The organism is Micromonospora sp. NPDC005163 (assembly GCF_053599835.1).
In genome coordinates, this window is sequence record NZ_JBSFYP010000017.1 from 46,337 (window position 1) to 72,685 (window position 26,349).

31 protein-coding genes and 1 pseudogene are annotated in these 26,349 nt (G+C 69.6%); 19 read left to right on the forward strand and 13 right to left on the reverse strand.

Annotated features, from left to right (window positions below):
- Positions 1–8: 8 nt before the first annotated feature.
- Positions 9–1,052: a cytochrome c oxidase subunit II gene (coxB, locus tag ACWD6N_RS14325; protein ID WP_450004852.1), complete on the reverse strand. Its 1,044-nt coding sequence runs from the start codon at positions 1,050–1,052 to the stop codon at positions 9–11.
- Between the two features lie 136 nt (positions 1,053–1,188).
- Here coxB and ccsA point away from each other — a divergent pair, with 136 nt between their 5' ends.
- From ccsA to ACWD6N_RS14355, 6 genes are read left to right on the forward strand one after another with little or no spacing between them, the layout of a single operon-like run.
- Positions 1,189–1,941: a cytochrome c biogenesis protein CcsA gene (gene ccsA / locus ACWD6N_RS14330; RefSeq protein WP_450004853.1), complete on the forward strand. Its 753-nt coding sequence runs from the start codon at positions 1,189–1,191 to the stop codon at positions 1,939–1,941.
- Positions 1,938–2,348 (forward strand): cytochrome c maturation protein CcmE, encoded by a 411-nt coding sequence (locus tag ACWD6N_RS14335; protein WP_450004854.1) that lies wholly within the window; start codon positions 1,938–1,940, stop codon positions 2,346–2,348. The genes ccsA and ACWD6N_RS14335 overlap by 4 nt, the downstream gene beginning before the upstream one ends.
- Complete coding sequence (locus tag ACWD6N_RS14340) at positions 2,338–4,269, forward strand: heme lyase CcmF/NrfE family subunit (RefSeq protein ID WP_450004855.1); 1,932 nt, start codon at positions 2,338–2,340, stop codon at positions 4,267–4,269. The genes ACWD6N_RS14335 and ACWD6N_RS14340 overlap by 11 nt, the downstream gene beginning before the upstream one ends.
- Positions 4,269–4,820 (forward strand): TlpA family protein disulfide reductase, encoded by a 552-nt coding sequence (locus tag ACWD6N_RS14345; RefSeq protein ID WP_354967391.1) that lies wholly within the window; start codon positions 4,269–4,271, stop codon positions 4,818–4,820. Before ACWD6N_RS14340 ends, ACWD6N_RS14345 begins: the two co-directional genes overlap by 1 nt.
- Positions 4,817–5,713: a cytochrome c-type biogenesis protein CcmH gene (locus ACWD6N_RS14350; protein ID WP_354967390.1), complete on the forward strand. Its 897-nt coding sequence runs from the start codon at positions 4,817–4,819 to the stop codon at positions 5,711–5,713. Before ACWD6N_RS14345 ends, ACWD6N_RS14350 begins: the two co-directional genes overlap by 4 nt.
- A 27-nt stretch (positions 5,714–5,740) precedes the next feature.
- Positions 5,741–6,106, forward strand: a complete 366-nt coding sequence (locus tag ACWD6N_RS14355) for a hypothetical protein (protein ID WP_450004856.1) — start codon at positions 5,741–5,743, stop codon at positions 6,104–6,106.
- Here ACWD6N_RS14355 and ACWD6N_RS14360 read toward each other — a convergent pair.
- Both ACWD6N_RS14360 and ACWD6N_RS14365 read right to left on the reverse strand, forming a co-directional pair.
- On the reverse strand, positions 5,992–7,482 hold the full coding sequence (locus ACWD6N_RS14360) for a CoA-acylating methylmalonate-semialdehyde dehydrogenase (RefSeq protein ID WP_450004857.1): 1,491 nt from the start codon (positions 7,480–7,482) through the stop codon (positions 5,992–5,994). The two genes, ACWD6N_RS14355 and ACWD6N_RS14360, sit on opposite strands and share 115 nt — an antisense overlap.
- Positions 7,479–8,783 (reverse strand): aspartate aminotransferase family protein, encoded by a 1,305-nt coding sequence (locus tag ACWD6N_RS14365; protein ID WP_450004858.1) that lies wholly within the window; start codon positions 8,781–8,783, stop codon positions 7,479–7,481. The genes ACWD6N_RS14360 and ACWD6N_RS14365 overlap by 4 nt, the downstream gene beginning before the upstream one ends.
- Before the next feature lie 128 nt (positions 8,784–8,911).
- Here ACWD6N_RS14365 and ACWD6N_RS14370 point away from each other — a divergent pair, with 128 nt between their 5' ends.
- From ACWD6N_RS14370 to hydA, 4 genes are all read left to right on the forward strand, one after another.
- A complete protein-coding gene (locus ACWD6N_RS14370) occupies positions 8,912–10,516 on the forward strand; it encodes a PucR family transcriptional regulator (protein ID WP_450004859.1) in 1,605 nt (534 codons plus the stop codon).
- A 240-nt stretch (positions 10,517–10,756) separates the two neighbouring features.
- Positions 10,757–12,313: an NCS1 family nucleobase:cation symporter-1 gene (locus ACWD6N_RS14375; RefSeq protein ID WP_450004860.1), complete on the forward strand. Its 1,557-nt coding sequence runs from the start codon at positions 10,757–10,759 to the stop codon at positions 12,311–12,313.
- A complete protein-coding gene (locus ACWD6N_RS14380) occupies positions 12,310–13,152 on the forward strand; it encodes a nitrilase-related carbon-nitrogen hydrolase (protein ID WP_450004861.1) in 843 nt (280 codons plus the stop codon). The genes ACWD6N_RS14375 and ACWD6N_RS14380 overlap by 4 nt, the downstream gene beginning before the upstream one ends.
- Positions 13,149–14,567 carry a dihydropyrimidinase gene (hydA, locus tag ACWD6N_RS14385; protein ID WP_450004862.1) on the forward strand — a complete coding sequence of 473 codons (1,419 nt, stop codon included), beginning with the start codon at positions 13,149–13,151 and terminating at the stop codon, positions 14,565–14,567. Before ACWD6N_RS14380 ends, hydA begins: the two co-directional genes overlap by 4 nt.
- A gap of 26 nt (positions 14,568–14,593) precedes the next feature.
- On the opposite strand, the gene ACWD6N_RS14390 is transcribed toward hydA, so the two are convergent.
- On the reverse strand, positions 14,594–15,577 hold the full coding sequence (locus tag ACWD6N_RS14390; protein WP_450004912.1) for an RNA-guided endonuclease InsQ/TnpB family protein: 984 nt from the start codon (positions 15,575–15,577) through the stop codon (positions 14,594–14,596).
- Positions 15,578–15,580: 3 nt separating this feature from the next.
- Positions 15,581–15,760, reverse strand: a complete 180-nt coding sequence (locus ACWD6N_RS14395) for a hypothetical protein (protein ID WP_450004863.1) — start codon at positions 15,758–15,760, stop codon at positions 15,581–15,583.
- A 22-nt stretch (positions 15,761–15,782) separates the two neighbouring features.
- Here ACWD6N_RS14395 and tnpA point away from each other — a divergent pair.
- The 4 genes and pseudogenes from tnpA to ACWD6N_RS14415 all read left to right on the forward strand — a co-directional run.
- A pseudogene (tnpA, locus tag ACWD6N_RS14400) lies at positions 15,783–16,206 on the forward strand (IS200/IS605 family transposase); the annotation flags it as partial.
- A gap of 73 nt (positions 16,207–16,279) precedes the next feature.
- Positions 16,280–17,272: a TIGR03842 family LLM class F420-dependent oxidoreductase gene (locus ACWD6N_RS14405; RefSeq protein ID WP_450004864.1), complete on the forward strand. Its 993-nt coding sequence runs from the start codon at positions 16,280–16,282 to the stop codon at positions 17,270–17,272.
- A 132-nt stretch (positions 17,273–17,404) separates the two neighbouring features.
- Positions 17,405–17,650, forward strand: a complete 246-nt coding sequence (locus ACWD6N_RS14410) for a hypothetical protein (RefSeq protein WP_354967380.1) — start codon at positions 17,405–17,407, stop codon at positions 17,648–17,650.
- Positions 17,651–17,804: 154 nt separating this feature from the next.
- A complete protein-coding gene (locus ACWD6N_RS14415) occupies positions 17,805–18,950 on the forward strand; it encodes a hypothetical protein (RefSeq protein WP_450004865.1) in 1,146 nt (381 codons plus the stop codon).
- 110 nt (positions 18,951–19,060) lie between these two features.
- On the opposite strand, the gene ACWD6N_RS14420 is transcribed toward ACWD6N_RS14415, so the two are convergent.
- Positions 19,061–19,510 (reverse strand): VOC family protein, encoded by a 450-nt coding sequence (locus ACWD6N_RS14420; RefSeq protein WP_450004866.1) that lies wholly within the window; start codon positions 19,508–19,510, stop codon positions 19,061–19,063.
- Between the two features lie 126 nt (positions 19,511–19,636).
- Here ACWD6N_RS14420 and ACWD6N_RS14425 point away from each other — a divergent pair, with 126 nt between their 5' ends.
- A complete protein-coding gene (locus ACWD6N_RS14425; RefSeq protein ID WP_450004867.1) occupies positions 19,637–20,071 on the forward strand; it encodes a TIGR03668 family PPOX class F420-dependent oxidoreductase in 435 nt (144 codons plus the stop codon).
- Positions 20,072–20,086: 15 nt separating this feature from the next.
- Here the strand turns inward: ACWD6N_RS14425 and ACWD6N_RS14430 are convergent, their stop codons facing one another.
- Genes ACWD6N_RS14430 through ACWD6N_RS14440 form a run of 3 tightly spaced genes read right to left on the reverse strand, consistent with a single transcriptional unit; the run spans position 20,087 to position 21,897 of the window.
- Positions 20,087–20,998 (reverse strand): TIGR03619 family F420-dependent LLM class oxidoreductase, encoded by a 912-nt coding sequence (locus ACWD6N_RS14430; RefSeq protein ID WP_450004868.1) that lies wholly within the window; start codon positions 20,996–20,998, stop codon positions 20,087–20,089.
- Positions 20,999–21,039: 41 nt separating this feature from the next.
- A complete protein-coding gene (locus ACWD6N_RS14435; RefSeq protein ID WP_450004869.1) occupies positions 21,040–21,432 on the reverse strand; it encodes a DUF2267 domain-containing protein in 393 nt (130 codons plus the stop codon).
- A 48-nt stretch (positions 21,433–21,480) separates the two neighbouring features.
- Positions 21,481–21,897, reverse strand: coding sequence for a DUF2267 domain-containing protein (locus ACWD6N_RS14440; protein ID WP_450004870.1), 417 nt, complete (start codon positions 21,895–21,897; stop codon positions 21,481–21,483).
- Between the two features lie 200 nt (positions 21,898–22,097).
- Here ACWD6N_RS14440 and ACWD6N_RS14445 point away from each other — a divergent pair, with 200 nt between their 5' ends.
- A complete protein-coding gene (locus tag ACWD6N_RS14445) occupies positions 22,098–22,277 on the forward strand; it encodes a hypothetical protein (RefSeq protein WP_450004871.1) in 180 nt (59 codons plus the stop codon).
- A gap of 6 nt (positions 22,278–22,283) precedes the next feature.
- Here ACWD6N_RS14445 and ACWD6N_RS14450 read toward each other — a convergent pair whose 3' ends face one another.
- Positions 22,284–22,616: a hypothetical protein gene (locus ACWD6N_RS14450; protein WP_450004872.1), complete on the reverse strand. Its 333-nt coding sequence runs from the start codon at positions 22,614–22,616 to the stop codon at positions 22,284–22,286.
- 254 nt (positions 22,617–22,870) lie between these two features.
- Between ACWD6N_RS14450 and ACWD6N_RS14455 the strand changes: the two genes are divergently transcribed.
- Positions 22,871–23,350, forward strand: a complete 480-nt coding sequence (locus ACWD6N_RS14455; protein WP_450004873.1) for a hypothetical protein — start codon at positions 22,871–22,873, stop codon at positions 23,348–23,350.
- An 87-nt stretch (positions 23,351–23,437) separates the two neighbouring features.
- Here ACWD6N_RS14455 and ACWD6N_RS14460 read toward each other — a convergent pair whose 3' ends face one another.
- From ACWD6N_RS14460 to ACWD6N_RS14470, 3 genes are all read right to left on the reverse strand, one after another.
- Positions 23,438–24,280, reverse strand: coding sequence for a hypothetical protein (locus tag ACWD6N_RS14460; protein ID WP_450004874.1), 843 nt, complete (start codon positions 24,278–24,280; stop codon positions 23,438–23,440).
- Positions 24,281–24,375: 95 nt separating this feature from the next.
- On the reverse strand, positions 24,376–24,627 hold the full coding sequence (locus tag ACWD6N_RS14465) for a hypothetical protein (protein WP_450004875.1): 252 nt from the start codon (positions 24,625–24,627) through the stop codon (positions 24,376–24,378).
- Entirely contained in the window at positions 24,624–24,926 is a 303-nt protein-coding gene (locus ACWD6N_RS14470; RefSeq protein WP_450004876.1) for a DivIVA domain-containing protein, read from the reverse strand. Before ACWD6N_RS14470 ends, ACWD6N_RS14465 begins: the two co-directional genes overlap by 4 nt.
- A gap of 299 nt (positions 24,927–25,225) precedes the next feature.
- Between ACWD6N_RS14470 and ACWD6N_RS14475 the strand changes: the two genes are divergently transcribed.
- The gene (locus ACWD6N_RS14475) at positions 25,226–26,116 is read left to right on the forward strand and encodes a helix-turn-helix domain-containing protein (RefSeq protein WP_450004878.1); all 891 of its coding nucleotides are present in this window, start codon (positions 25,226–25,228) and stop codon (positions 26,114–26,116) included.
- Positions 26,109–26,306, forward strand: a complete 198-nt coding sequence (locus ACWD6N_RS14480; protein WP_450004879.1) for a DUF397 domain-containing protein — start codon at positions 26,109–26,111, stop codon at positions 26,304–26,306. Before ACWD6N_RS14475 ends, ACWD6N_RS14480 begins: the two co-directional genes overlap by 8 nt.
- Positions 26,307–26,349: the final 43 nt, after the last annotated feature.

The window sequence follows — 26,349 nt, forward strand, 5'->3', positions numbered from 1 at the left end:
TCCCCGACCTACTCGAGCGACCGCAGGTACGTGATCAGGTCGGGCAGCGCGGCCGCGCCGACCGGCTGTGGGGGCATCGCGTTGCCGGGCTTGACCGTCTGGGAGTTGACGATCCAGCCGCCGAGGTGTCCGGCGTCATTCGGTACCGCCCCGGCGCCGAGGCTCCATCGGGAGCCCACGTTCGACAGGTCGGGCCCCACCTGGCCCTGGGCGTCGGTGCCCCGCACGGCGTGGCAGGCGGCGCAGGTGCCCTGCACGAACGCCTGCTGGCCGCGGCGCTCGGCCTCCGTGCGCGGCTGACGGGCTGGGGCGTTCAGGCGGGTCAGCCACGCGTCGAAGTCGGCGCGGGGTTCCGCCACGACCAGGAAGGCCATGTGAGCGTGCTGGGTGCCGCAGTACTCGGCGCACTGGCCGCGGTAGCGGCCGGCCCGCTCCGCCCGCAACCAGGTCTCGCGGGTCTCACCGGCGATCAGGTCCGTCTTCGGCATGAGCTGCGGCACCCAGAAGCTGTGCAGCACGTCGTCCGTGCGCAGCCGGACCTTCACCCGCTCGCCCACTGGAATGTGGATCTCGTTCGCGGTCGCGCCGGACGCCCCCGGATAGCGCACCTCCCACCACCACTTGTGGCCGGTCACCTCCACCGTCGGGGCGTCGGGGTCGGGATCGGCGGCGAGCGCGGCGAGGTCCCGCAGCCCCACCCCGTAGACGGCGACGAGAATGACGAACGGCAGCCCGGCTCCGGCGATCGCGACGAAGCGGAGCGGCTGCCCGTGGCGCACCCGGACGTTGCCCCGCCGGAACACCAGCGCCCAGATCAGCAGCGCCATGACCTCGGCGACCACCGCCAGCGAGATCCAGAAGAGCAGCCACCACAGGTTGGCGACCCGGGCGGCGCCCGTGCCGGCGGGGTTGAGGGTGGACGGCGGGTCACCACCGCATCCGGCGAGCAGGGCCAGGCCGCACAGGGCCGTCAGCACCGGGAGCGGGCGCGGTTGCCGGCGCCGCCCGGCGGGTCGGGCGGCGCTCATGGTCATCCCTGCTGTCGTGTCCACCGAGAGCGACACTAGGCCCTTCCGGACCCCGTTCGTCCCTGTTTGCGGCTGATAACCCGACGAATGCGACCGGACCGATTTATGGTGATGTCGCAACTCGATCCGCAAGCGCCCCGGGGGCGCGGACAGGGAGATCATGCGAGCCTCCACCGTGGACGTTGTCGCGGACACCGGCAGAGCGGCCGCCGGCCGCCGGACCATGGCCTGGCTCGCCGGCGGGCTCACCGCGGCGGCGACGGTGGCCGGCGGATGGCTGGCACCCCCCGACGAGGTGCAGGGCCAGGCGCAGCGACTGATGTACCTCCACGTCCCCGCGGCCTGGGTTGCCTACGCTGCGTTCGCCGTCGTGCTGACCGCCAGCGGCGCGTACCTGATCGGGGGCGACCTTCGCTGGGACCGGTTCGCGCGGGCGGGCGCCGAGATCGGCGCGGCCCTGACCGCCGTCGCGATCGCCACCGGGTCACTGTGGGGGAAGCTGGTCTGGGGTGCCTGGTGGGCGTGGGACCCCCGGCTGGTCAGCACCGTCCTGCTGCTGCTGGCGTACGCCGGCTACCTGGCCCTGCGCCGCTCGCTGGCAGAGCGGACCGGCGCGCGAGACGGAGGCGACCACCGGGTGGCGCGGCCCGCCGCGGTCGTCGGGATGGCCAGCTTCCTGCTCGTCCCGGTGGTGCACTTCTCCGTCGTCTGGTGGCGGTCGCTGCACCAGCAGGCGACCGTGCTCGCCCCGCAGCGCCCGCCCATCGACCCCAGGATGGGCGCCGCCCTGCTGCTCGCCGTCGCCGCCGCGACGCTCGCCGCGCTCTGCGTCCTGCTGCACCGGGTGGTCCGGCTGGAACGCCGGCTGACCCCCGACACGGCCCCCGACCGCGTCCCGGTCCGGGTCGGATGATCCGTCGCCGGGCGGGCCGGACCGCCGTCGTCGCCGTGCTCCTCGCCACCGGCGCGCTGCTGGTCACCAGCGCGCTCCGGGAGACCCTGACCTATTACCGCACTCCGGGCGAGGTGCTCGGCGATCCGGACGCGACCTGGGAACGGGTACGCCTTGGCGGCGACGTGGTGCCCGGGTCGCTGCGGCGCACCGGCGACCTCGTGGTGTTCCGCCTCACCGAAGACGGTCGCGAGATCACCGTCGAGCAGCGGGGCGTGCCGCCGGAGACCTTCCGGGAGGGCGAGGGAGCGGTCGTCGAGGGCACGCTCTCGGCGGACGGGGTGTTCCGCTCCGACCACGTCGTGGTCCGGCACGGCAACGAATACCGCCCGTCCACCGCCCCGCCGGGGTCGGTCGATGCTCGCTGACCTCGGCACCGCCAGCCTCACGGTCGGTCTGCTCTGCGCCACCCTGACCGCCCTGCTCTGGCTGCGGGTGGCCCTGTTCGCCACGCCCACCCGAGCGGCCCGCCTCGGGACCGCCGCGACCCTGACGACCGCCGCCGTCGCCTGCGCGCTGCTGGAGGCGGCCCTGCTCCGGCACGACTTCAGCGTCCGATTCGTGGCGGAGAACGGCGGACGCCAGGTGCCGTTGTACTACACACTGACGAGCCTCTGGTCCGCCCTGGACGGGTCGCTGCTGCTCTGGCTGCTGATCCTCGCCGGGTACGCGGCACTGCTGGCCCACCGCCGGCACCCGCCTCGGCTGCACGCCTACGCGATGGTGGTCGTCAGCACGGTGACCATGTTCTTCTTCGCGCTGTCCGCCTTCGCCGCGAACCCGTTCCGCGAGGTGAACCCGGTACCCGCCGACGGCCCGGGGCCGAACCCGCTGCTGCAGCAGCACCCGGCGATGGGCGTGCACCCTCCCCTGCTCTACGCCGGCTACATCGGCCTGGTCGTGCCGTTCGCCTTCGCGATCGCCGCACCACTGGCCGGCCAGCAGGGGCGGGGCTGGGTACGGTCCGCCCGACCCTGGGCCCTGGCGGCGTGGGCGGCGCTGACCGCCGGCATCGGGCTCGGGGCCTGGTGGTCGTACGCGGTGCTGGGCTGGGGCGGCTACTGGGCGTGGGACCCGGTGGAGAACGCGTCGCTGCTGCCCTGGCTGACCGCCACCGCCTTCCTGCACGCCACCCTGGGCCGCGCCGCCGGCCGGGCCGGCTGGAACCTGGCCCTGGCATGCGCGAGCTTCGTGCTGGTGCTGCTCGGCACGTTCCTTACCCGGTCCGGCGCGGTGGCCAGCGTGCACGCCTTCACCGACTCACCGTTGGGGCCGATGCTGCTCGGCTTCGTGCTGCTGACGGTCGTCGTGTCGACGGTCCTGACCGGATGGCGCGATCGAGAACCCGCCCATGGCAGGAGCACACCGCTGCTGTCCCGGATGACGGCCGTGCTGGTCAACGGCGTGCTTCTGGTGACGATCGCGGCGGTGGTGCTGATCGGCACGATCTTCCCGCTGCTCTCCGAACCGCTCGGCGGGGTGCGCACCTCGGTCGGACCCGGCTACTACCAGCGGACGGCGGTACCGCTGGCGATCGCGGTGCTGCTGATGATGGGCGTGACGCCGGCCCTGCGGGTCCGCGACCGGACGCAGGCGCTGCGGCGACTCGCCCTACCCGGCGCCGTGGCGCTCGCCACCGTCGCCGTGGTGGGGCTGCTCAGCCGGCCCGGCCTGCCCGCGCTCACCGCGTTCGGAGCGGCGGCGTTCGTGCTCACCGGCGTGGCCGGAGAGCTGGCCGACCGGCGGCCGCGCTCGGGCCGGAACCGGAGACCGGGCAGGGCTGCCGGACTGGTCGCGCACGCCGGGATCGCCCTGGTTGCGGTGGGCGTCGCGGGATCCTCCGCGTACGGCCGCGACACGGAGCGAACCATCCACACCGGGGAGGCGCTGCGGGTGGGCGACGTGTCCGTGCGCCTGGTCGGCGTGGACCGCAGCGGCGCCAGCGGGGGTATGACCGTACGGGCGCGGCTCCGGCTCACCGAGGCGGGCGGCGGGGAACGAACGGTCCGGCCCGCCCTACGCTACAACCCCGCCCGGGACACCGCTGTCACGGTGCCGGCGATCCAGACCGGACTGCTGCGGGACACGTACGTCACCCTGATCGCGGTCGCCCCGGACAGCGGCAGCGCGACCGTACGGCTCGCGGTGAACCCGCTCGTCGGGCTGCTCTGGGCCGGCGGCACGCTGACGGCCGCGGGGGGACTCCTGGCGGCGATCCGCACCGCCCGTCCGCGACGCCCGGACGTCGTCGCGGCGTCGCCTGACCCGGTCGCCGCCGGGGCCCGGTGATGACCGCCCGCCGCCTGCTGCGACCTGGCCCGGCGCTGGTGCTGGTGCTCATCGTCGCCGTTGGCACCGTGGTCGCCCTCGGCCTGCGGTCACCGTCGACGCCGCTCGACGCCGGCGCCGCCAACGGCGTCACCCCCGCGCCGGCCCCGGCGCTCACGGGCGCCACCCTGGATGGTGGCCGGTTCGACCTGACCGAAGCCCGTGGCCACGTGCTGCTGGTCAACGTGTTCGCCTCCTGGTGCGGCCCGTGCCGGGACGAGCTGCCGCTACTGGTCGAGACGGAACGGCAGTGGTCGCCCCGTGGGCTGCGGCTGGTGGGGCTGAACGTCCGGGACGGCGCCGAGGCGGTCCGGGCGCTACTTGACGAGACCGGCGCACGGGAGTTGACCGTGCTGCCAGACCCGGAGGGCACCCGGGCGGTCGACTGGGGCGTCCGGGCAGTGCCGGAGACGTTCGTGGTGGACCGGGACGGCCGGATCGTCGACCGGCAGCCGGGTGTGGTCACCCGGCAGTGGCTTGAGCAGCGGGTGGCGCCGTTGCTGGCCCGATGAGGTGGCGCGCGGCCGTTGGGGCACTCGTCCTCACGGCGCTGATCGCCGCAGCGGGCGCGGGGTTGGTCCGGTCGACCGGCGGCACCGGTCGGGAGGACCCCGTACGCGCCGTGGCAGTGGGTCTACGCTGCCCGGCCTGCCAGGGTGAGTCGGTGGCGGACTCCCGGTCGCCGATCGCGGCGGCCATGCGGCAGGTGGTGGCGGACCAGCTGGCCCAGGGGCGGGACCGCGACGAGATCCGCCGCTGGTTCGTCCAGCGCTACGGCCCGGAGGTGCTGACCGACCCGCCGACCCGCCGGGCGGAGCTGCTGCTCTGGGCCGTACCCGCGCTGACCTTGCTGGCCGGCGGCTACGCGGCCCTGCGCACGCTGCGTCCCCGCCCGACCCCGTCCGCGCGGGCCACGGCGGTGCGTGCGGCGCCCACCGGTCGGGCCGCGCGCCGGGCGTGGCGCGCGGTGTCGGTGGGAATGGTGAGCCTCGTCGCGTCGGTCACGGTGGCCGCCAGCCGCCTGGACCGGCCGGGCCAGGATCCGGAACCGGCCGATCCCGTGACGGTCGCCGTGCAGCTGGCCCGCGACCTCGAGGGGCAGGCCCGCTACGACGCCGCAGCGCGGATGTACCGGGAGGCCCTGCGGGACCGCCCCGACGATGCGATCCAGCTGCGGCTCGCCTTCGCGCTGCTGCGGGCCGGCGACAACGCCGGCGCGGAGCAGTCGGCGCGGGAGGTGCTGACCCGCTCCCCAGACTCCCCGGACGGCCTGCTCGTGCTCGGGCTGGCGCAACGCGACAGCCGGTCCGCCGAGGCGGCGCGCACCCTGCGACGCTTCCTGACCATCGCTCCGGAGCATCCGGCCGCCGGAGAGATCAGCCGGCTGTTGGCCACCGGCCCGTGACACCCACCCGAACCCCATGGATCCACGTTGAGCCGGGTCGCGCACGCATGGGTGCTGGCCCGCACCGAGCGCGGCCGATCCTTCGAGATGCTGCTGACCGCACTCGGCACCGACCTCGCGGACCCGGAGCACAGCTCGACGCGGAACGGCATACACCTCAACGCCACTGCCGGAACGCTGGACATCCTGCAACGCTGCTACACCGGCCTGGAGGTCAGCAGGGCGCCCCGATGCCGGCGAGATGGCCGTCCCCGGGCGCAGTTGATTCAGGCCGGTGCTCAGCTGTTCTGTGGGAAGCCGAGGTTCACGCCACCGTGGGACGGGTCGAGCCACCGGCTGGTGACGACCTTGGATCTGACGAAGAAGTTCGCTCCCTCTGGCCCGTACGCGTGAGCGTCACCGAACAGTGAGTCCTTCCAACCCCCGAAGGAGTAGTACGAGACCGGGACCGGGATCGGGACGTTCACCCCGATCATGCCGATCTCGACCTCATTCTGGAACCGGCGAGCTGCGCCACCGTCGTTGGTGAAGATCGCCGTACCGTTGCCGTACCGGTTGGCGTTGACGAGTTCGACGGCGGCGTCGTAGCTGGGCAGCCGGAGCACCGAGAGGACCGGTCCGAAGATCTCGTCGGTGTATATGGACATGTCGCTGTCGACATGGTCGAAGAGAGTCGGTCCGAGCCAGAAGCCGGCTTGCTCACCGTCGATCGGGTGGCTCCGCCCGTCGACCACCAGCTGCGCCCCCGCGGACCGACCAGCGTCCAGGTACGACACCACCCGGTCGCGGTGAGCGCCGGTGACCAGCGGCCCCATCTCGCAGCCCGGGCGACGGCCGTCGCCGACGTGGAGTGCCGCGATCCGTTCGCTGATCTTGCCGACGAGCTCGTCACCGACCGGGTCGACGGCCACGACGACGGAGATGGCCATGCAGCGCTCGCCGGCCGAGCCGAAGCCGGCCGAGACGGCGGCGTCGGCGGCGAGGTCGAGGTCGGCGTCGGGCAGTACGACCATGTGGTTCTTCGCGCCGCCGAGCGCCTGCACCCGCTTGCCGTTACGGGTGCCCGTTTCATAGACGTAGCGGGCGACCGGAGTGGAGCCGACAAACGAGATGGCCTTGACCGTCGGGTGTTCCAGAATCCGGTCGACCGCCTCCTTGTCGCCGTGCACGACGTTGAGAACGCCGTCGGGCAGCCCGGCCTCCGCGAACAGCTCCGCCAGGAAGTTCGACGCGGACGGGTCCTTCTCGCTCGGCTTGAGCACCACCGTGTTGCCGCACGCGATGGCGTTCGGCACGAACCACAGCGGGACCATGGCCGGGAAGTTGAAGGGGGTGATCACCCCGACCACGCCGAGCGGCTGCCGGATGGAGTACACGTCCACCTGGGCCGAGGCGTTCTCGCTGAACCCGCCCTTCAGCAATTGCGGGATCCCGCAGGCGAACTCGACCGCCTCCAGCGCACGCTGGATCTCCCCCGCGGCGTCGGAGAGCACCTTGCCATGCTCGGCGGTGATGATCTGGGCGAGGTCGGACTTTCGGGCGTTGAGCAGTTCCCGGAAGGAGAACATGACGCTCATCCGCCGAGCGAGGGATGCGCTACGCCATCGGGTGAACGCCTCGTCGGCGGCGGCGACCGCCTCATCGACGACCGAGGCGGTTGCGAAGTCGACCTGTCCGGAGACCTGGCCGGTGGCGGGATCGTAGATGTCACCGGTGCGCTCGGCGACACCGTTCCATGGCTTGCCGCCGATCCAATGCGTGGTCGTCATCGCTGCTGCACCTCTTTGGCCACGGCCTCGATCGACGAGGTGAGGATCTCGAGGGCTTCCTCGGCCTCGGCCTGGGTCAGGGTCATCGGCGGCGCCAGGCGGATGACGTTGCCGTACAGGCCGCCCTTGCCGACGAGCAACCCACGTTCCCGCGTTTCCTCGAGCAGGGCGGCAGCGGCCGCCGGGTCGGGTGCGCCGTCGGGTCCGACGAGTTCCAGCGCGATCATCAGGCCCTTGCCGCGGACGTCGCCGACCACGGGGTGCGCCGCGGCGACGGCGCGCAGGCCGTCGAGCAGGCGGCTGCCCAGCTTCGCGGCGTTGGCCTGGAGGTCGTGCTCCAGCAGATAGTTCAGCGAGGCGAGAGCGCCGGCGGTGGCGAGCGGGTTGCCACCGAAAGTGGAGATCGAGTTGGCCCGCAGGCAGTCCATGAGGTCAGGACGGGCGACCACGCCCCCGATCGCCAGGCCGTTGCCCAGACCCTTGGCGAAGGTGATCGCATCGGGCACGACGTCGTGCGCCTGGATGCCCCAGAAGTGCTCGCCGGTGCGGCCCCAGCCGGTCTGCACCTCGTCGGAGACGAGGAGGATGCCGTACTCGTCGAGCACCTTCTTGAACTCGCCGAACAGCCCGTTGGGTGGGGTGGTGAAGCCGCCGACGCCTTGGATCGGCTCAACGATCATGCATGCGACGTCCCCCGCCGTCGTCGTTTCAATGATCTCGCGCAGGTCGGCGACGCAGGCCTTGATGTAGTCCGGGTCGGACAGATCCCGGAACGGGCTGCGGTAGCGGTAGCCGCCGTGCACCCAGCTCACCTTGATCGGGCTGAGGGCGCTGGCCGACCAGCCGCGGATGCCGGTGATCGCGACGGTGGCGAATGCGCGGCCGTGGTAGGAGTTGCGCAGGGCGAGCACCTGCTCGCTGCGGCGGTACTGGGTGGCGAGCATCAGGGCGGTCTCGTTCGCCTCGGTGCCCGAGTTGGTGAAGAACACCCGGGCGTCCGGGATGCCGGACAGTTGCGCGATCTTCTCGGCGAGCTCGACCTGCGACTTGATCAGGTACAGCGTGGAGGAGTGCAGCACGCCGGTGTCGAGCTGCGAGCGGATGGCGTCGCTGATCTCGGCCACGTCGTAGCCGATCGCGTTCGTGAGGATGCCGGCGAAGAAGTCGAGGTAGGTCCGTCCCTCGCGATCGGTCACCCGGCGGCCCTGCGCGGTGGCGATCTCGATCGGCTGCTCGTAGTACAGCGCCAGCCATCTCGGCATCACGGACCGGTGCCTGGCCAGCAGCTCGCGGTGCGCCATCTCGTCCCCCTATCTCGTCCCTACGGCGAGTGTGGACGCTTTCGTTGTCCAACCGCTATGCACAACCTGTACCGCCCTGGTCGCTAGGGCATTACGTTGTGTGCATTCCCGCCCGAGGAGAGGCTGCGATGTATCCCTCCGTCGCAGAAGCCATCGCGCTACCGGTGATCCGGCGCGCGAAGCCGCACGTCGTGGCCGGATCGGCCGGCCTGCAGGGCCGAGTCCGCTGGGTCCACGTGGCGGAGGTCGCCGACATCGCGCACCTGCTGCGCGGCGGAGAACTGGTGCTGACCACCGGAATCGCGCTGCCGGACGACGCGGCGGCGCTCGCCCGGTACGTCGACGACCTGGCGGCGGTCCGCGCGGCGGGACTGGTGATCGAGTTGGTCCGGCGCTGGAGTGACGGGATACCAGAGGCGCTCGTGACGGCGGCCGACCGGCACCGACTCCCCCTGATCACGCTGGCGGAGGAGACGCGGTTCGTGTCCGTCACCGAGGCGGTGGTGGCGTTGATCGTCGACGCGCAGCTCGCCGAGCTGCGGGCTGCCGAGCAGGTGCACGAGACGTTCACCTCGCTCACCGTGGCCGGAGCGGAGCCGGCGGAAGTGCTGCGCGAGGTGGCCAGGATCTCCGGACTGCCGGTCGTGCTGGAGACGCTGGGGCACGAGGTGCTCGCCTACGACGCGGCCGGGCAGGATCCCGCCGAGCTGCTGGCCGACTGGGGTCAGCGGTCCCGGTCCGTGGTGGCGCCCGAGCGGACCGCCCACGACGAGGAGGCCGGCTGGTTGGTCACGATGGTCGGCGCGCAGGGCGCCGACTGGGGGCGCCTGGTCCTGCTCTCGCCGGATCCTCCACCGCATCGGCACGTCGTGGTTGCCGAGCGGGCCGCGTCGGCGCTGGCGGTGCATCGGCTCGTGGCGCGCGATCGGGAGAGTCTGGAGCGGCAGACGCACCGCATGTTGCTCGCGCAACTGCTCGGTCAGGCAGTACCGCCCCCGGATCTCGCCGCCCGGGCGGCCGCGCTGGGCGTCGGCCTCGATCGGCGGCAGCTGATCGGGGTCGCGATCCGGCCCGCGACCGTGACGCCACGCGCCCCTGCACTGGCCACGCAGGAGGTGTTGCGCGACCTCGCGGAGGCGACCGCGTTGGCCGCGCGGCGGCTGGCCGTGCCCGCCCTGGTGGGCATCGTGGACGACACGAGCGTTCGCGCGTTGTTGTCGCTGCCCGCGCAGACTGGAGTGGACGGGGTACTGCGCCGGTTGGCTAGAGAGGTGCACCGCTCCGCGTCCGGTCCGGTGCTTGTGGCGGTCGGCACCACAGTTTCACACGTCGCCGAGGTGCGCCGCAGCCTGAGCGAGGCCGCCCACGTGGCGGGGGCGGCCCTACGCTCCCCCGGCACGCAGCTCTACCACAAGCTGGACAACGTGCGCCTGCGCGGCCTCCTACATCTGTTGCGGGAGGACGAGCGGGTCCGGGCATTCGCGGACCGCGAGTTGGGTCCGCTGTTGGCGCGGGACGCCAACCAGCGCACCCGGCTCGTGGAGCTGCTGCGCTGCTTCTGCGAGCAGGGCGGGAACAAGTCGGCGGCGGCCGCCGCCGCGCATCTGTCGCGTACGGCCTACTACCAGCAGCTGTCGCGGATCGCGCAGGTGCTCGGGGTGTCGCTGGAAGACCCGGAGTCGATGCTGTCGCTGTACGTCGCGCTGCTGGTGCACGAACTCGACGACGCCTGACGGGTCAAGGGGCCAGCAGGAGGCCCCAATCCATCCGCCGCGCCGATTGACAGCCCGGCGTGGGCATGCCGTGGACAGAGTGTGCCCCGATCATGCCAAGCGTGGACACTTTGCCGCTGCCCGTGGCGGGTCCGGGACACCCACCATTCCGAGATAAAGATCGAGCTGATCCGCCCCCACCCGCAGCACCCGCGCCGGTTGGCCGGCCACTGTTGCGGCAGCGTAACAGCGAGGTGAGCGATGGCCGTTGAACCCCTGCCCCCCGCCGAAACCACCGCGGTCGAGCCGGGCACACAGATCACGCATCCGGATGGCCGAGTCGAGCTGCGTGACTTCTCCACGATCGCCGACAGCCCGTACTTCAACGAAGAGCTCGCCCCGGTGCCCATCGAGAAGCGCACCTGGACCACGTACAACTTCGCGGCGCTGTGGATCGGCATGGCGCACAACATCCCCACCTACCTGCTCGCCGCCGGGCTCATCCAGCTCGGCATGAACTGGGTGCAGGCGTTCCTCACGATCACGCTGGGCAATCTGCTCGTCCTGATCCCGATGCTGTTGAACAGCCACGCGGGCACGAAGTACGGGATCCCGTTCCCGGTCTTCGCCCGCGCGTTCTACGGAGTCCGCGGCGCGAACCTCCCGGCCCTGCTGCGCGCCTTCATCGCGTGCGGCTGGTTCGGCATCCAGACCTGGATCGGCGGCGAGGCGATCTACGCGATCGCCGGCAAGCTGCTCGGCTCCTGGTGGGTCGACGCGGCGACGGTGATGGACTACCCGTGGACGCTGTGGGCCTCGTTCTTCCTGTTCTGGGCGATCGAGATGGCGATCATCTGGCGGGGCATGGACACCCTGCGGCGCTTCGAGAACTGGGCCGCACCGTTCGTCATCGTGGTCGCCGTCGCCCTGCTGATCTGGGTGCTGGTCGAGGCGGGCGGGCTCGGCCCGATCCTGTCCCAGCCGTCGAAGCTGGGCTGGGGCGCCGACTTCTGGAAGCTGTTCGCGCCGTCACTGATGGGGATGATCGCCTTCTGGGCGACGCTGTCGCTGAACATCCCCGACTTCACCCGGTTCGGCGGCAGCCAGCGGCAGCAGGCGACCGGCCAGATCCTCGGCCTGCCGACCACGATGTCGTTCTTCGCCATCCTGTCCATCCTGATCACCTCGGGCACGGCCGTGATCTACGGCGAGGCCATCTGGGACCCCATCCAGCTCGCGGCCAAGTTCGAGAACCCGCTGGTCGTCGCGCTCGGCCTGTTCACCGTCGTGGTCGCCACGCTGTCGGTGAACGTCGCCGCGAACACGGTCAGTCCGGCGTACGACTTCTCCAACGCCGCGCCCCGACTGGTCAACTTCCGGACCGGAGGGCTGATCACCGGCGTGCTCGGCATCCTGATCCAGCCGTGGCGGCTGGTGCAGGACCCCAACATCTACATCTTCGTCTGGCTCGGGTTCTACGGCGGCCTGCTCGGCGCGGTCGCCGGCGTACTCGTCGCCGGGTACTGGGTTCGCAACCGCACCAGGCTCCAACTGCCGGCCCTCTACCGCCCCGAGGGCAGGTACTGGTTCTCCGGCGGCTGGAACTGGGCAGCGGTCCTCGCCACCGTCGTCGGCGCGGTCCTCGCGGTGGGTGGCGCCTACTCCGCACCCGGCAAGGGGCCGTTCCCGGAGGACGGGCTCATCCCGTTCCTCAAGCCGCTCTACGACTACAGCTGGTTGGTCGGGCTGGTCGCCGGGTTCCTCGTCTACCTGGCGCTGTCGATGCCGCGCACCGCGCACGCGAAGGGGGAGAAGTGAGCAACATCATCCGAGCCGGGCTGGTGCAGCAGAAGTGGACCGGCGACAAGGAGTCGATGATCGCGAACGCGGTGGAAGCGATCCGCAGCGCCGCCTCGCAGGGCGCACAGGTGGTGTGCCTGCAGGAGTTGTTCTACGGCCCGTACTTCTGCCAGATCCAGGACGCGGACTACTACTCGTACACGGAGGCCATCCCGGACGGGCCGACGACCGCGCTGATGCGCGAGGTCGCCGAGCAGCACGGCGTGGTGCTGATCGTGCCGATGTACGAGCAGGAGCAGCCCGGTGTCTACTACAACACCGCCGCGGTGATCGACGCCGACGGCACCTACCTCGGTAAGCACCGGAAGAACCACATTCCGCAGGTGAAGGGGTTCTGGGAAAAGTTTTACTTCCGGCCGGGGAACCTCGGCTATCCGGTGTTCGACACCGCCGTGGGGCGCATCGGCGTCTACATCTGCTACGAGCGGCACTTCCCCGAGGGCTGGCGGGCGCTCGGCCTGGCCGGCGCGAAGATCGTTTTCAACCCGTCGGCGACGAGCCGCGGCCTGTCGGAGTACCTGTGGCGGCTGGAGCAGCCCGCGGCCGCGGTCGCCAACGAGTACTACGTCGGCGCGATCAACCGGGTCGGCGTGGAGCCGTTGGGCGACAACGACTTCTACGGGCAGTCGTACTTCGTGGACCCGCGCGGGCAGCTGGTCGGCGACGCGGCGTCGGACACCGAGGAGGAGGTCGTCGTCCGCGACCTGGACATGGACAAGCTGGCCGAGGTCCGTGACCTGTGGGCCTTCTACCGCGACCGGCGTCCCGAGACGTACGAATCGCTGGTGACGCCGTGAGCATCGTCATCCGCAACGGAACAGTCGTCAACGCCACCGGGGCGTACCCGGCGGACGTGCTGGTCGAGGGCGAGCGGATAGCGGCGCTCGCCGCGCCCGACTCGGGTCTGGCCGAGCAGTGGGCGTCCGGTGCCGAGCGCGTGATCGACGCCGCCGGGAAGTACGTGGTGCCGGGCGGCATCGACGGCCACACCCACATGGAGATGCCGTTCGGTGGCACGTTCTCGGCGGACAATTTCGAGACCGGGACAATCGCGGCAGCCTGGGGCGGCACGACGACCATCGTCGACTTCGCCGTACAGGGCAAGGGCACGTCCGTGCTGTCCGCGCTGGACAAGTGGCACAGCAAGGCCGACGGCAACTGCGCGATCGACTACGGGTTCCACATGATCATTTCAGACGTCAACGACACGTCTCTGAAGGAGATGGAGGCCTGCATCGACGCGGGCGTCAACACGTTCAAGATGTTCATGGCCTATCCGGGAGTCTTCTACGCCACCGACGGGGAGATCCTGCGGGCGATGCAGAAGGCCCGGGACACCGGGTCGATGATCATGATGCACGCGGAGAACGGCATCGCCATCGACCAGCTCGTCCTCCAGGCGCTGGCCAACGGTCAGACGGACCCGGTGCAGCACGGCCTGACCCGGCCGCCCGAGCTGGAGGGCGAGGCGACCTCGCGGGCGATCGCGCTGGCCAAGGTCACCGGCTCGCCGCTGTACATCGTGCACCTCTCCGCCGCGCACGCCCTGGACGCGGTCACCCAGGCGCGTGACACCGGGCAGAACGTGTTCGCCGAGACCTGCCCGCAGTACCTGTTCCTGTCGCTGGAGGATCTGGCCAAGCCCGACTTCGAGGGCGCGAAGTACGTCGCCTCTCCCCCGCTGCGCACCAAGGAGCACCAGGCGGAACTGTGGCGGGGCCTGCGCACCAACGACCTGTCGCTGGTGTCCACCGACCACTGCCCCTTCTGCTTCAAGGACCAGAAGGAGCTGGGCCGGGGAGACTTCTCCAAGATCCCGAACGGGATGCCCGGCGTCGAGCACCGGATGGACCTGCTCTATCAGGGCGTCGTGAAAGGCGAGATCACCCTGGCGCGCTGGGTGGAGATCAGCTCGACCACGCCCGCCAAGATGTTCGGGCTCTACCCGCGTAAGGGCGTCATCGCGCCGGGCGCCGACGCGGACATCACGGTGTACGACCCGACGGCCCAGCAGACCATCTCGGCCAGCACCCACCACATGAACGTGGACTATTCCGCGTACGAGGGCATGGAGTTGACCGGAAAGGTCTCCACCGTGCTGTCCCGTGGTCGGGTCGTGGTCGACGGCAACGCTTTCCACGGCGCGGCCGGGCACGGCAGGTTCCTGAAGCGCGATCTCAGCCAGTACCTGGTGTCAACTACCCGCCTATGAATGGGCAGGCTTGCAGGTCAGTCCCCCTACTGGATGCAGGGTGATGCCGCGTGCGGACGGTTGACTGCGCCCCAGCCCTCGACGCCGCGCTGGGCGATGTTGAGCGCCGCATTGTGGTCGGCGTGGGCAACGACCCCGCACGACCGACAGTGGAAGGTTTCCTGGTCCGGCCGGTTCCGCTTGTCGCGGTGCCCGCAGCCGTTGCAGGTCTGGGAGGTGTACCGCGGGTCGACCCGGACCAGCGGTACACCTGCTCGGCGGGCCTTGTAGTCCAGGAAGCTGCCGAGCTGGTGAAACGACCACGAGTGCAGTGTGACCCGTTGGGGCTTGCGGAGCCGGACCCGTTCGCGGATCCCCGTCAGTTCTTCGACGGCGATGCCGCGACCGGTGCGTACAGCCTCGGTCACGATGGTCTTGGCGATGCAGTGGTTGACGTTCCCGGCGTGCCGCGCTTCCTTCTTGTTGCGCCGCGCCAGCAGCCGTCGGGCCGACTTGGTGCCCTTCTTCTGCAACCGCTTGCGCAACCGCAGCTGCCGCCGGCGGTAGCCGTTGAGCCGGTCGCCCGCGTAGCGAGTGCCGTCGGAGTCGTAGGCGATGTTAGCGATGCCCATGTCCACGCCAAGGAAGCCGGACGGGTCGATCAGTTCAGGTTCGCACACCTCGACGGTGGCGTACAGGAACCACATGCCGTCCCGGAAGATCAGGTCCGACTCGCCGGTCTTGCTGGTGGCGATCGCCTTGAGCTGGTCGGCAGACCCGGTATAGGCGACGCCCTTGAGCCGGCCGTGCGTGGTCCAGATGGACACGGTCCGGGCATCGGCCTGCCAGGACAGCATCCGGGCGTCATAGGGCTGGGCCGCGTTCCAGCGGAACCCGATCGGATTGGTCTCCACCTTCCGGCGCCGCTTCGAGCCGGGCTTGCCGTAGGTGCCAGCCCGCAGGTTCGCCTTCAAGGTGGCGTAGGCGTCGGAGACCTTCTTGATCACATGCTGGGCCGCTTGGGCACCCAGGGCTTAGTCAGCCTTGATCCCGGCGTAGACCTGCTTACGCAGGTCGTAGTTCCGGTACACCCCGGTCTCCCGGGCCACGGCCGCCACGTCGGACGCCGCCGTGTTGCACGCGCGCAGGGTCGCCTCCAACGCCGACGCCTGCCCGGGCGTCGGCAGCAGCTTCACCTGCACGACCAGCTTCACACGACCACCGTAGCTTCGGCCTATGTCACCCAGATGGACCCCACACCCGGATGTTCGCCGAGGTCGCTCAGTCGTCCACAACCTGCATGCCCACTTGGTCCTCACCACGAAGTACCGGCGGGGACGCGCTCACCTCAACCCCATCCTCACTCGCTGCCAGCAGATCATGACCGACGTCTGCACCGACTTCCGCAGAGCTGCGCGAGTTCAACTGCGAGGACGACCACGTCCACCTGCTCGTGCATTACCCGCCGGCCCTCGCACTGTCGAAACTGGTCAACAGCCTCAAAGGCGTATCGGCCCGCCGACTGCGCCAGGAGCGCGAACCGCACCTGCACCGGTACCCGTGGGGCGCGCACCTGTGGTCCCCGTCGTACTTCGCCGGGTCCTGCGGCGGCGCACCACTCGCCGTGGTCAAGGAGTACATCGAAAACCAGAAGCATCCCGGTCCGCAACAGCGTTCCTCCGGCCCTGAAGGACCGGGGTTCCCGCCTAAGCAACTGTTGAAAAGGAGAAGCGATGGACTTCGGTGTCGTACTCCAGACCGACCCGCCGGCCCGCGACGTCGTGGCCGGCCTCACCGCCGCCGAGGACAACGGGTTTCGCTACGGGTGGACGTTCGACTCCTGCGTGCTGTGGCAGGAGCCGTTCGTCATCTACTCGCAGGTCCTCGCCGCAACCAAGCACCTGATCGTCGGGCCGATGGTGACCAACCCGAGCACCCGCGACTGGTCGGTCACCGCGTCGCTCTTCGCCACGCTCAACGACATGTTCGGCAACCGCACGGTGTGTGGGATCGGCCGCGGCGACTCGGCCCGGCGGGTCATCGGCCAGCCGCCGGCGAGTCTGGCCACGCTGAAGGAAGCGATGCACGTCATCAAAGAGCTGGCCGAAGGCAACGAGGTCGAACACCACGGCACGCCGGTGCGCATCCCGTGGGTGCGTGATGGCAGGCTGGAGATCTGGATGGCCGCCTACGGCCCGAAAGCGCTGCGGCTGGTCGGCGAGCAGGCCGACGGCTTCATCCTGCAGACGGCCGATCCCGACATCGCCCGCTGGACGATCGGCTCGGTACGCGATGCGGCCACCGCGGCAGGTCGAGATCCCGACTCGATCACGATGTGCGTGGCCGCGCCGGCTTACGTGGGCACCAACCTCGCGCACCAGCGGGATCAGCTGCGCTGGTTCGGCGGCATGGTCGGCAACCACGTGGCCGACCTGGTCGCCCGCTACGGTGACTCCGGGGTCGTGCCGAAGGCGCTCACCGACTACATCAGGGGGCGCGAGGGCTACGACTACGCGCACCACGGCCGCGCCGGCAATCCGTCCACCGACTTCGTGCCCGATGAGATCGTCGACCGGTTCTGCCTCGTCGGCCCGGAGTCAGCCCATGTCGACCGGCTGCTGGAGCTCAAGGAGATCGGGGTGCACAACTTCGCCCTCTACCTCATGCACGACGACAAGGAGAAGACCCTCTCCTCGTACGGCAAGAACGTCATCACGCAGGTCTGATCCGGGCCAGTCGACGTACGCCTCGCACGTTCCCTGAGAACGAGCTGGCTGCGGCGGTCCTCGTGGCCGCCGGAGCGGTCTCGGGACGTTCCTGTAGGGACGGCGGTGCGGAGGACACGAAGGGGCCGTGCCATGATCCCGACCCTGGTCCTCGTTGGCCTGCTCCTCGGGCGCTGGTGGTGGCTGCCGCTCCTGATCGCCGCCGTTGGTTGGCCGATACTGCTCGTCGCCACGGGCACGATGACCATCGAGCCGGGCTCGATCGCTGCCGCGTCCGGGCTGGCCGTGCTGAACGCCGGCGCCGGTGTCGTGGTCTGCCAAGGCATCCTCTGGGCGGTTCGACGGGCGCGTCGCGCGGATCCCTCGTCGCGCAGGTGACGCGAGGCCAGCGGCGACGCAGGGCCCTGAGGGGCAATAGACCGATTAATGCCAACTGACGGCATATGCGGCGTTGCATACATAGCAGAACCCGTATGGCCAGCCGGACAAATGTGAAGCAGCATGTAGGCAACGTTTTAGTGGGGTGGTTCACGTGGTCAGTACCTATAAAATAGTTCGCAATTTTCGCCAGTTTCCCGTGGAAGCCCAGCGATCGGCGGACGGGGCAACGCAGGAGCGTGAGCAGCGCCTCCAGACGATCACCAAAAAGCGCAGTAGCAAGGCCGCGAAACTGTCGGCTCAGGCAAGCCAGCGGCTGCAGCGCCTGCTCGGAGACGACAACTGGGCGGACTTGAGGCAACTGATGCGGCAGGAACGGTTGACTTTTCGTGACCTGCTTCAGCCGCCCCAAGGGTTGAGGTCGCCCTACGCGAAACTCAACAAAGCCAGGAAACACAAGGCCGACGCATTCCTGCGAAGTCGAGACGTCAGGCGCGAGGCCATTGCCGCAATAGCGACGGAATACCACGATTCACTAACCGACGCCTTCACGGTCGACGACAACATCGACAACGGATTCCACCTCTCGAACAACCTCGACAAATGGTTGAGTCTGTCTCCGTTCCACGATCGCGCGCTCCCCTGGGGAGTCTTCGAACCGGACGACAGCCAGGACCCGCACCGGTGGGAAGTGTTCCGGCCGCCGTTCTTCGGGTTCAACTTCGGCTTCGTCCCGGTGCACAACGACAACTTCGTCGTTGATCGGATTCACACGCTGAACCCGTCGGTCGGAGACGTGGGCATCTCGATCACGATGGAAAACAGCGACGCCGGCGACTTCGACTACGCGTCCGGCGACGCGTTCAGCTCGATAGCGTTCGCCTTCGTGCCGCCCACCACCGGTCTGGTCGAGGTCCTCATCGACGCGCAGTGCGTCGAGGCGACGCACCGCCTGGAGACAGAGGACGAATGGGGATGGTCGAACTCCAGCACAGGCCAGCGGAACTTCCTGATGCTCGACGTCCTGCATCCCAACGTGGCCGAGCCCTCGTACGCCGAGATGTCGGTCTTCGACGAGGAGACCGACGACGACGAGAGCTTCCTGCAGGAGAAGTTGACCCGTGGCGCCCACTACTTCGCGCAGCTGTTCAGCGCGGGACCGGTGCCGGCAGGTCAGTCCGTCATCGTGTGCGCCGGGACGCGTTCGTTCGACATCAGCGGCACAAACGACGTGTCCATTGACAGCACGTCCGACTTCCGGTGGTTCATCAGCTCGGTAGAGGTACGAGTCTCGCCGTAGGACACATGGGACGCAGACCGACCACAGGGTACCGCCATGATCACCAGGGGCCCGATCACGATGGTTGATCTGGCCGTGACCAGGGGTGCCGGAGGCGCCTGTCGTCAGGCTCAGGCAGTGGCTGCGCGACCCATCTCGGCGAGGATCCCGGTGCCCTGGCCGAGCTCGATCAGGTAGCCGTCCGGATCACGCAGGTAGCACCGGATCTCGACGCCGTGGTCCTTCGGCTCGGTCAGGAACTCCCCACCTCGTGACCGCCACTGCTCATAGACCGCCCGGACGTCGGTGACCCGGATGTTCATCGCGCTGCTGAGCGTCCGCGAATCCGGCGGCGCCTGCGCCTGCACATCCGGCTTGTCGTCGGTCGGACCACCCTCGTCGTTGATCACGATGTAGCTGTTGTGGAACCGCAGGATCGCCGGCTGGCGTTCACGCACCACCGTCGCCCCCAGCACCCGCTGGTAGAAATCCCGTGAACGGTCCACATCCCGCACGATCAGCAGGTGCGTCAGCACCAGCCCAGCCTCGGGCTGGAAGTAGTCGGGCGCCTCGCTCGCCATCACGCCTCCCCCGGGTCCGATCGGCAGGGCGTACCCGCGTGCGGCGCCGGCACACCCACCGGCTTGACGACGCCCGGCGGCGACAACGAGTCATCACGAACGGTGTCGGCTGTTACCGTCGGGCCTGTGCCCGCCGACGAGATCCGGCATCGGGTCCGGTCGGCCAGGGTGGCCCGGCTGGCCACCGTCGCAGCGGATGGGCGTCCGCACCTGGTGCCTGTGTGCTTCGTGCTGCTCGACGAGGTCGTCTACCACGCGGTGGACGAGAAGCCCAAGCGCCACCGGCGGCTACGCCGGCTGGAGAACATCCAGGCGACCGGGCATGCCTGCCTGCTGGTCGACGAGTACGACGAGGACTGGTCGCGGCTGTGGTGGGTCCGCCTGGACGGGCACGGCCGGCTGGTGCAGGACCGCGCGGAGGAGGCCACGGCCCGCGCGGCGCTGGCCGACAAGTACCCGCAGTACGTCCAGCGGCCACCAGCCGGGCCGGTGATCGCGGTAGCGGTGAGCGCCTGGTCGGCGTGGACCGCGGCGGACGCGGCAGCCGACCCGGCCGGGTGAGCGCCGATCAGGGTGTCAGCGGGTCGGAGCGAGGGCGTCGAGCACCTCGTCGGCCCGACGCAGCGACGCCTGCGCGTCGGCACGGGGTGAGCCGATCTCCGGATCGAAGTTGAGGTCGACGAACACTTCGGTGATGCCGGCTTCGGCAAGCCTGCCGAAATCCGAGCGGATCTGCTCGAGCGTGCCGGTGAGGGGCTCGCGCCCGGGCGGGCCACTCGGGCGTACGCGGACCGCACCGCGGCAGACGAATCGCAGTGAGCCGGGATCGCGGCCGGCCTCCGCAGCGGCGGCCTTGACGGTCGCGACCGCCTCGCCGATGCCCGTCAGGTCCGCCTGGCTGCCACTGACCCAGCCGTCGGCGAGCCGGCCGGCCCGGCGCAACGCGGCGGGCGCCTGGCCACCGAGCAGAATCGGCGGGTGCGGCCGCTGCACGGGTTTCGGCTCCAGGCGCGTCGGCGGGACCTGGTAGAACTCGCCGCGATGCTCGACGACGTCGTTCTGCCACAGGGTACGAAGAACGGCGAGGAACTCCTCGGCGCGCTGGCCCCGCCGATGCTTGCTCACACCCGTCGCCTGATACTCCTCGTCCGCCCAGCCGAGGCCCAGTCCCACGTCGAGCCGTCCGCCGGCGAGGATGTCGACGGTCGCGGTCTGCTTGGCCAGCAGCACCGGAGAGATGAACGGCATGTTGAGCACCGCCACGCCGAGCCGGATCCGCGTGGTGTGGGCCGCCAGGAACGCCAGCGTGGTCAGCGGATCCTGGACGCTGTGGTAGGTCTCGCTCCAACCAAGGTCGGCGGGCACCAGGAGCCGCTGGAACGTCCAAAGCGAGTGGTATCCGAGCTGCTCGGCGCGGCGGGCGACGTGGATCATGCAATCGGGTGTGGCCCACGAGCCGGAGACGGGCGGGGCGAATCCAACCTCCACCCGCGCACCGTACCCGGATCGGGCCAGGACGTGGGCTCGGTTCAGGCCCCGACGCTGCGGTCCACCGGACGGAGCAGCCGCCGGAAGTCCTTTGGCAGCTCGGATTCCAGGTTCTCCAGGTCTTCCGCGCTCACCGCCTCGCGCAGCGTCGTCAACACGGCGCGGGCAACCTCAATGGTCCGGTCGCCATCCGTTCCCGCGCGCGCCCCCACCTCATTGAGGAACTCCACGAGGTCGATCCGTTCGGCGAAGTTCACTTCCTTGTGCAGGTACCCTCGCAACTCCCCGGGTAGCTGCGTGGCCAGCCGCCGCGCCTCGCCGCCACTGACCCCTTCCGCCAAGGTCGTCAGCGTGGCTCCGACGACGTTCGCCGCCTCCGTCGCCGGCATTCGCGCCCGCTTCCCCACCGCTTCGAGAAACTCGGCGTAGTTCACCAGTTCTCCTTCCCGACTCGTTGGGGCGCGTCGCGGCGTCCGTGCGTGCTACCCGCGGCGCTGCCCGCCACCGGCACCCACCGGTTCGATCACCTGCTGGAACTCCTTCGGAAGCTGGGCCACCGCGTCCTCGAACTGGTCACGGGAAACAGCCTCACGGAGCGTGGTGAGCACCGCGCCGACCCCGGCAGCGGCGAGCGCACGGTCGACGGCCGGGCGGTCCGCCACCCGCCGCACGAACTCGTCGAGCCCGAACGACTGGGCAGGTTCCTGCCTTCTATGCGGTGGCGGTTTGCGCAGTTGATCGTCAAGCCCATCGGGAAGCTGATAGGCAAGGTTCTCAGCCTGGCCGGCGCTGATCCGATCTGCCAATGTCTGCAACGTGGCGCTGGTGAGTGTCGCCGCCTGATCGGTCGACACCTTCGCCCGCGTGGCCACTGCGTTGATGAAATCCTCGTATTCCACCTGAATTCTCCTCTCCGGCCCGATCGCCGTCGAACCGCCGGTTACGAGCCCATGACCTCAATGCGCCGCGATCGCACACTTCACGTCTCGAGTGCCGAGCGAACTGGTACCTCGACAGCCTCCCGGGACAGGGGGTGAGGCTGCCTCATCCCCATCGGGCGAATCACCAAGGGCGCTCCGGCGACATCCTCGACATTCCGATGGACGGCACGAGCGGGCGCGGCAGCGCCGGCCCCGCCTGTCGGGCTTGGGCGGGCGAGCAACAGCAGGCCATTACCGCCCTCGCCCACGGCGCGGGCACGCTGGCCGCGATCACCGAGGGAGCCGCGGGTCTGGTGGCCGCCGTCAGGCTGCTGGTCCGCGACGCCATCGCCTGGTGATGCTCATCAGCCGAGGGTCCGGCGTCCCTCCTGGTCGAAGCGAAGGCGACCGCTGGTCACGGCGACGTGCAGCCCGTACCGGAGCAGCTTGTCGATCTTGTCGGTGCGCCGACGGTAGCCGAGCCGCTCCAGGCCGGCGCGCAGCAGCCGCTCCTCGTCCATGCTCGACATGCTCTCGAGCACGTGTACGAAGGCGTTGGCCACCTCCTCGGGTGGCACCTCCTCGAACGCCCGGTCGTTGCTTGCCTGAGTGACCCGGTACGGCCGCGTCTGCGGGTCGACGCCATCGGGCCAGGCGTACCCGGCCCAGGGTCGGGTGCTGTTCCACAGGTCCCTCAACGTCGATGATCGTCGCGGAGCGCGTTTCGCATCAGGCCACGTATCCGCTGGTCGGTTCCCAGTAGGTCGTACGAGCAACGCGACGGCGAGTTGGTCGTCGGCGGCGGTGAACTGCGCGAAGACGCTGTCGGACATGGGCGTTTCTCCAGGCGGGGAGACCAGGGAGGGCCAGCCTAGCGGTCACCCGACCGGCGGAGAGGGCCCCGGCCGTAAGACGATCTTGGTTGTCGTACGCCTGAGGCAGGATGTGGGCCATGACAACGCACCACCAGCACCTGGTCTACGGCCACGCCACCAATCACGACTGCCTCGCCTTCATCGACGCCCCTACCGCCGCCGGGGAGGCCGCGGAGATCAGGGCGCTTGCCTCAGCGCGGACCTGGGGCGAGGCCCGGCAGGTTCAGATGACCCACCTGTGGAACCCGGCCGGCCCTGACTACTACGAGCCTAAGGACGACCACGCCGACGACAAGCCCTTCGACATCACCGAGCTGGGTGCGATCGTTGACGGGGACTGGCCCAAGATGGTCACGGTGCGGGCGCTCGACGTACTGCCGCAGGACCTGCAGGACAGGTACGGCGAAGTCGTGCTCACGGTTCACGACGGTGAGTACCTGAAGGTTCCGCTCGACGGCGAGGCTGAACTGGTCGCGGAGCTGCGCGAGCGTGGTTACGAGGTAACCCGCGACGACGAACTCATCAACCTGCTCGACGGCATCGGCGTCGGCTGGTGACCGCCTGAGGAACGACGGAGACGCAGGCATCGCTTCCGAGGACCGGCTCCGCTATCCATGTGCGGCCGGCGTCCCCTTGGCTCAGGCTCATCGGCGGCGCTTGTTCAGAGTCGGAAGGCCGCCGGACACGGTCCGCACGCTGCCGTCCGGGTTGCTCCGGCCCGGTTTTTGCAGCGCCTCCGTGACCCGCCGCCCCGCGAGGTCGGAGGCACTCAGGTTGACGACGACCCGGTCTGACCGCTGCCAGCTCCGTAGGTGAGCCAGAGCTTGCTGGCTGTCGGCTGCGCCGGTCAACGCACGGATGGCCGGCATAGCCCTGGATGGGTCAGCGAGCAGGAGATGGGCGACATCGGCGGGGCCCAGCCGGTGTTGCGAGGCGTTGGCTACCGGCACGAGGGAGGCGTGGATCTTTCCGTTCTGGGACCACAGCCACACAGGCCGCTTGCCATCGCCGGCTCGCATCACAGGAGTTGTCGACGGGGTAGCTGGTCTGGACGACGGCGTGAACGAGGCCGGCTTGGCAGAGAGATGGCTTTGCAGAGCGGCCGGCGGCTGCACTCGTCGCCGCGACTGTGCCGGCACGTCGACAGTCGGGCGGGGCGAGGTCGCCCCTCCCGACGACATCCCCGCGCCGGGTTGCGGCGGCTCGGCCGGGACCGCTTGCCGTTCCCCCACGAACCAGCCGGCGAATGCCCACTGCTCCGACGTGAACCGGACCGGGATGGCCTCGGTCAGGTGTGGTGCCGACGTGTCCTGAACGGTGAGTTGCGCGCGTCGCTTCGCATAGTCGGCCGCGGTGAGTGACCCGATATCGAGGATCGCGGCCAGCGGTATCCGCCTGACGTAGGTCCTCGGCCACGGCAGCAACCGCCATCGCCGGAGGACAAGGTGCTCCTCCTCGAACCAGGCGTCCCAACGCTGAACGACCATCCCCGTCACCTCCCGTGCTGCGGACGTTAGCGGCCTGATGATCACGACCGCACTCGGCTCAACGGGCAGTTGAGATGACGGATCATCTGGCTCTGTCAGCGGTGCAGGCGGCGGGCGCAGGGGCCGTCGTGGCCGTCGCGGAGCAGGCAGCGCCGGCCGCCAGGCAGCCGCAGGTCACAGAAGACCCGGTACCGGAGAAACTGCTGGTCCTCTTCGGAGACGGTGGTCTCCCCCGGGTCAACCATCGGGAGCACCAGCATCCAACGGCCGATGACCCGGGCGAGGCGTTGTGCGGAAGACAGGTCACTGGCAACGACGGGCAGGTGGATGACGTACCGCTGGCTCATCGGGTGTTGTCGCGTTCGTTGCGGGCATGGGCCTGGTCGGTCTGCCAATGGCGCAGCGCGCTCTTGATCCGGGCAGTCTCGAGGCGACTCTCGGCGAGAGCGGCGTAGACGGCGGCCATGTCGACGGCGACCCGGTCGAGGAAGGCGTACACGTCGTCAGGGTTCAGACCGCGACGCCCGAGCCCGGTCGGTGAGAAGCGGCGCTCGCGGACCTGCCACGGCAGCAGACTGGTGTACGTGGTGGAGCGGTAGGTAGCGCCACCGCCAACTGGGGTTGGTCGCTGATTGCGAGCGTTCATGTCCGTCAGCCTTCCTGATCGTGGACGGGCCGGGCTTGCCCGCCCATCCCGTGGCGCCTTGGCACCGCAGCTCCAATCAGCGGTATGGCATCGGGGCTGCTGTGTTCGAGAGAGCACGGCGGCCGCTCGGAGGGACCGGCCGGCCCCCGCGTTGTGATCAGCCTGCGACAGTGCGCAGTGGAAGCGCAACGTTCCAGACCGCAATTTCGCCGTTGTGCATTGACTTTCTTTATTGAAACCCGTAGGAGTTGCAGGAGCGGGTCACGCAGTGTTGCGTGATGGAACCAGGGAGTGTGCGGATGCCCGAAGACATCGGATCGACCGTGCCGCGCCGGCAACTCGGCCGGCTGCTGCGACAGTTCCGCAACGAGGCCGGGGTGACGCTCGACGCCGCCGCCGAGGCCCTCGAATACAGCCGACAGAAGATCTGGCGCCTCGAATGCGGCCAAGGCTCGGTCCGGGTGCTCGACGTCAAGGCGATGTGCGAGCTGTACGGGGTGTCGCCCGAGATGACCGAGGCGATGCGCGGGCTGGCCGCGGAGACGAAGTCGAAGGGTTGGTGGCACGCATACGGGGACGCGGTGCCGAAATGGTTCGAACTGTACGTGGGGTTGGAGTCTGCCGCCGCCCACCTCCGGGAGTACGAGGAAACGCTGATCCCCGGCCTGCTGCAGACACGGGAGTATGCGCTCAACCTCGCTCGACTGGACCAACCGTCTGTTGGGGAAGAGGATCGCGAGAGGTCGGTGGAGGTGCGGCTGCAACGACAGGGCTTGCTGAGTCGGCGGCTGCCGCAGCCACCCCGGTTGGATGCCGTGCTCTCAGAGGCGGTGCTGCGTCGGGCCGTCGGCAGCCGGAACGTCATGGTCGAGCAGCTCACTCGGCTCCTGGACGCCGGAGAGACGCCGAACGTGTCCGTGCGGGTGCTGCCCTTCGCCGCCGGACCACACTCCGGCGCGGTCGCGGGCTCGTTCGTGATCCTCGACTTCCCGGCGACCAACGGCGGACGAACTGCGCCAGAGCCGTCGGTGGCGTACAGCGAATCGTTGACTGGCGCGCTCTACCTCGACAAGCCTGACGAACTGGCTGCTTACCGGGACGTATGGCGTGGTCTGGAGCGGCTGGCTCTCGATGAGGCACAATCGACGGACATGATCAAAAGCGTCATAGCGGAGATGCGGGATGACTGACCTGACCGGCGCCGTCTGGCGCAAAAGCACCCGCAGCGGCGGCAACGGCGGCAACTGCGTCGAGGTTGCCACCAACATCCCCGGCGTCGTTGCCGTCCGCGATTCCGAGGACGCCACGGGACCGCTACTTACCTTCACCGCTCAGGAATGGACCGACTTTATCGGGGCTGCCAAGCGCGAGGGACGTTGAGGCTCCCCCCGGTTTGGTTTGGGTTGGGCGTGCATCCGGTCAA

Bases quoted from the DNA above. Each gene is read 5' to 3' on its own strand.
- ccsA (WP_450004853.1), top strand. From the start codon at position 1,189: ATGCGAGCCTCCACCGTGGACGTTGTCGCGGACACCGGCAGAGCGGCC.
- ACWD6N_RS14335 (WP_450004854.1), top strand. From the start codon at position 1,938: ATGATCCGTCGCCGGGCGGGCCGGACCGCCGTCGTCGCCGTGCTCCTC.
- ACWD6N_RS14340 (WP_450004855.1), top strand. From the start codon at position 2,338: ATGCTCGCTGACCTCGGCACCGCCAGCCTCACGGTCGGTCTGCTCTGC.
- ACWD6N_RS14345 (WP_354967391.1), top strand. From the start codon at position 4,269: ATGACCGCCCGCCGCCTGCTGCGACCTGGCCCGGCGCTGGTGCTGGTG.
- ACWD6N_RS14350 (WP_354967390.1), top strand. From the start codon at position 4,817: ATGAGGTGGCGCGCGGCCGTTGGGGCACTCGTCCTCACGGCGCTGATC.
- ACWD6N_RS14360 (WP_450004857.1), bottom strand. From the start codon at position 7,482: ATGACGACCACGCATTGGATCGGCGGCAAGCCATGGAACGGTGTCGCC.
- ACWD6N_RS14365 (WP_450004858.1), bottom strand. From the start codon at position 8,783: ATGGCGCACCGCGAGCTGCTGGCCAGGCACCGGTCCGTGATGCCGAGA.
- ACWD6N_RS14370 (WP_450004859.1), top strand. From the start codon at position 8,912: ATGTATCCCTCCGTCGCAGAAGCCATCGCGCTACCGGTGATCCGGCGC.
- ACWD6N_RS14375 (WP_450004860.1), top strand. From the start codon at position 10,757: ATGGCCGTTGAACCCCTGCCCCCCGCCGAAACCACCGCGGTCGAGCCG.
- ACWD6N_RS14405 (WP_450004864.1), top strand. From the start codon at position 16,280: ATGGACTTCGGTGTCGTACTCCAGACCGACCCGCCGGCCCGCGACGTC.
- ACWD6N_RS14410 (WP_354967380.1), top strand. From the start codon at position 17,405: ATGATCCCGACCCTGGTCCTCGTTGGCCTGCTCCTCGGGCGCTGGTGG.
- ACWD6N_RS14420 (WP_450004866.1), bottom strand. From the start codon at position 19,510: ATGGCGAGCGAGGCGCCCGACTACTTCCAGCCCGAGGCTGGGCTGGTG.
- ACWD6N_RS14445 (WP_450004871.1), top strand. From the start codon at position 22,098: ATGGACGGCACGAGCGGGCGCGGCAGCGCCGGCCCCGCCTGTCGGGCT.
- ACWD6N_RS14455 (WP_450004873.1), top strand. From the start codon at position 22,871: ATGACAACGCACCACCAGCACCTGGTCTACGGCCACGCCACCAATCAC.
- ACWD6N_RS14460 (WP_450004874.1), bottom strand. From the start codon at position 24,280: ATGGTCGTTCAGCGTTGGGACGCCTGGTTCGAGGAGGAGCACCTTGTC.
- ACWD6N_RS14465 (WP_450004875.1), bottom strand. From the start codon at position 24,627: ATGAGCCAGCGGTACGTCATCCACCTGCCCGTCGTTGCCAGTGACCTG.
- ACWD6N_RS14470 (WP_450004876.1), bottom strand. From the start codon at position 24,926: ATGAACGCTCGCAATCAGCGACCAACCCCAGTTGGCGGTGGCGCTACC.
- ACWD6N_RS14475 (WP_450004878.1), top strand. From the start codon at position 25,226: ATGCCCGAAGACATCGGATCGACCGTGCCGCGCCGGCAACTCGGCCGG.
- ACWD6N_RS14480 (WP_450004879.1), top strand. From the start codon at position 26,109: ATGACTGACCTGACCGGCGCCGTCTGGCGCAAAAGCACCCGCAGCGGC.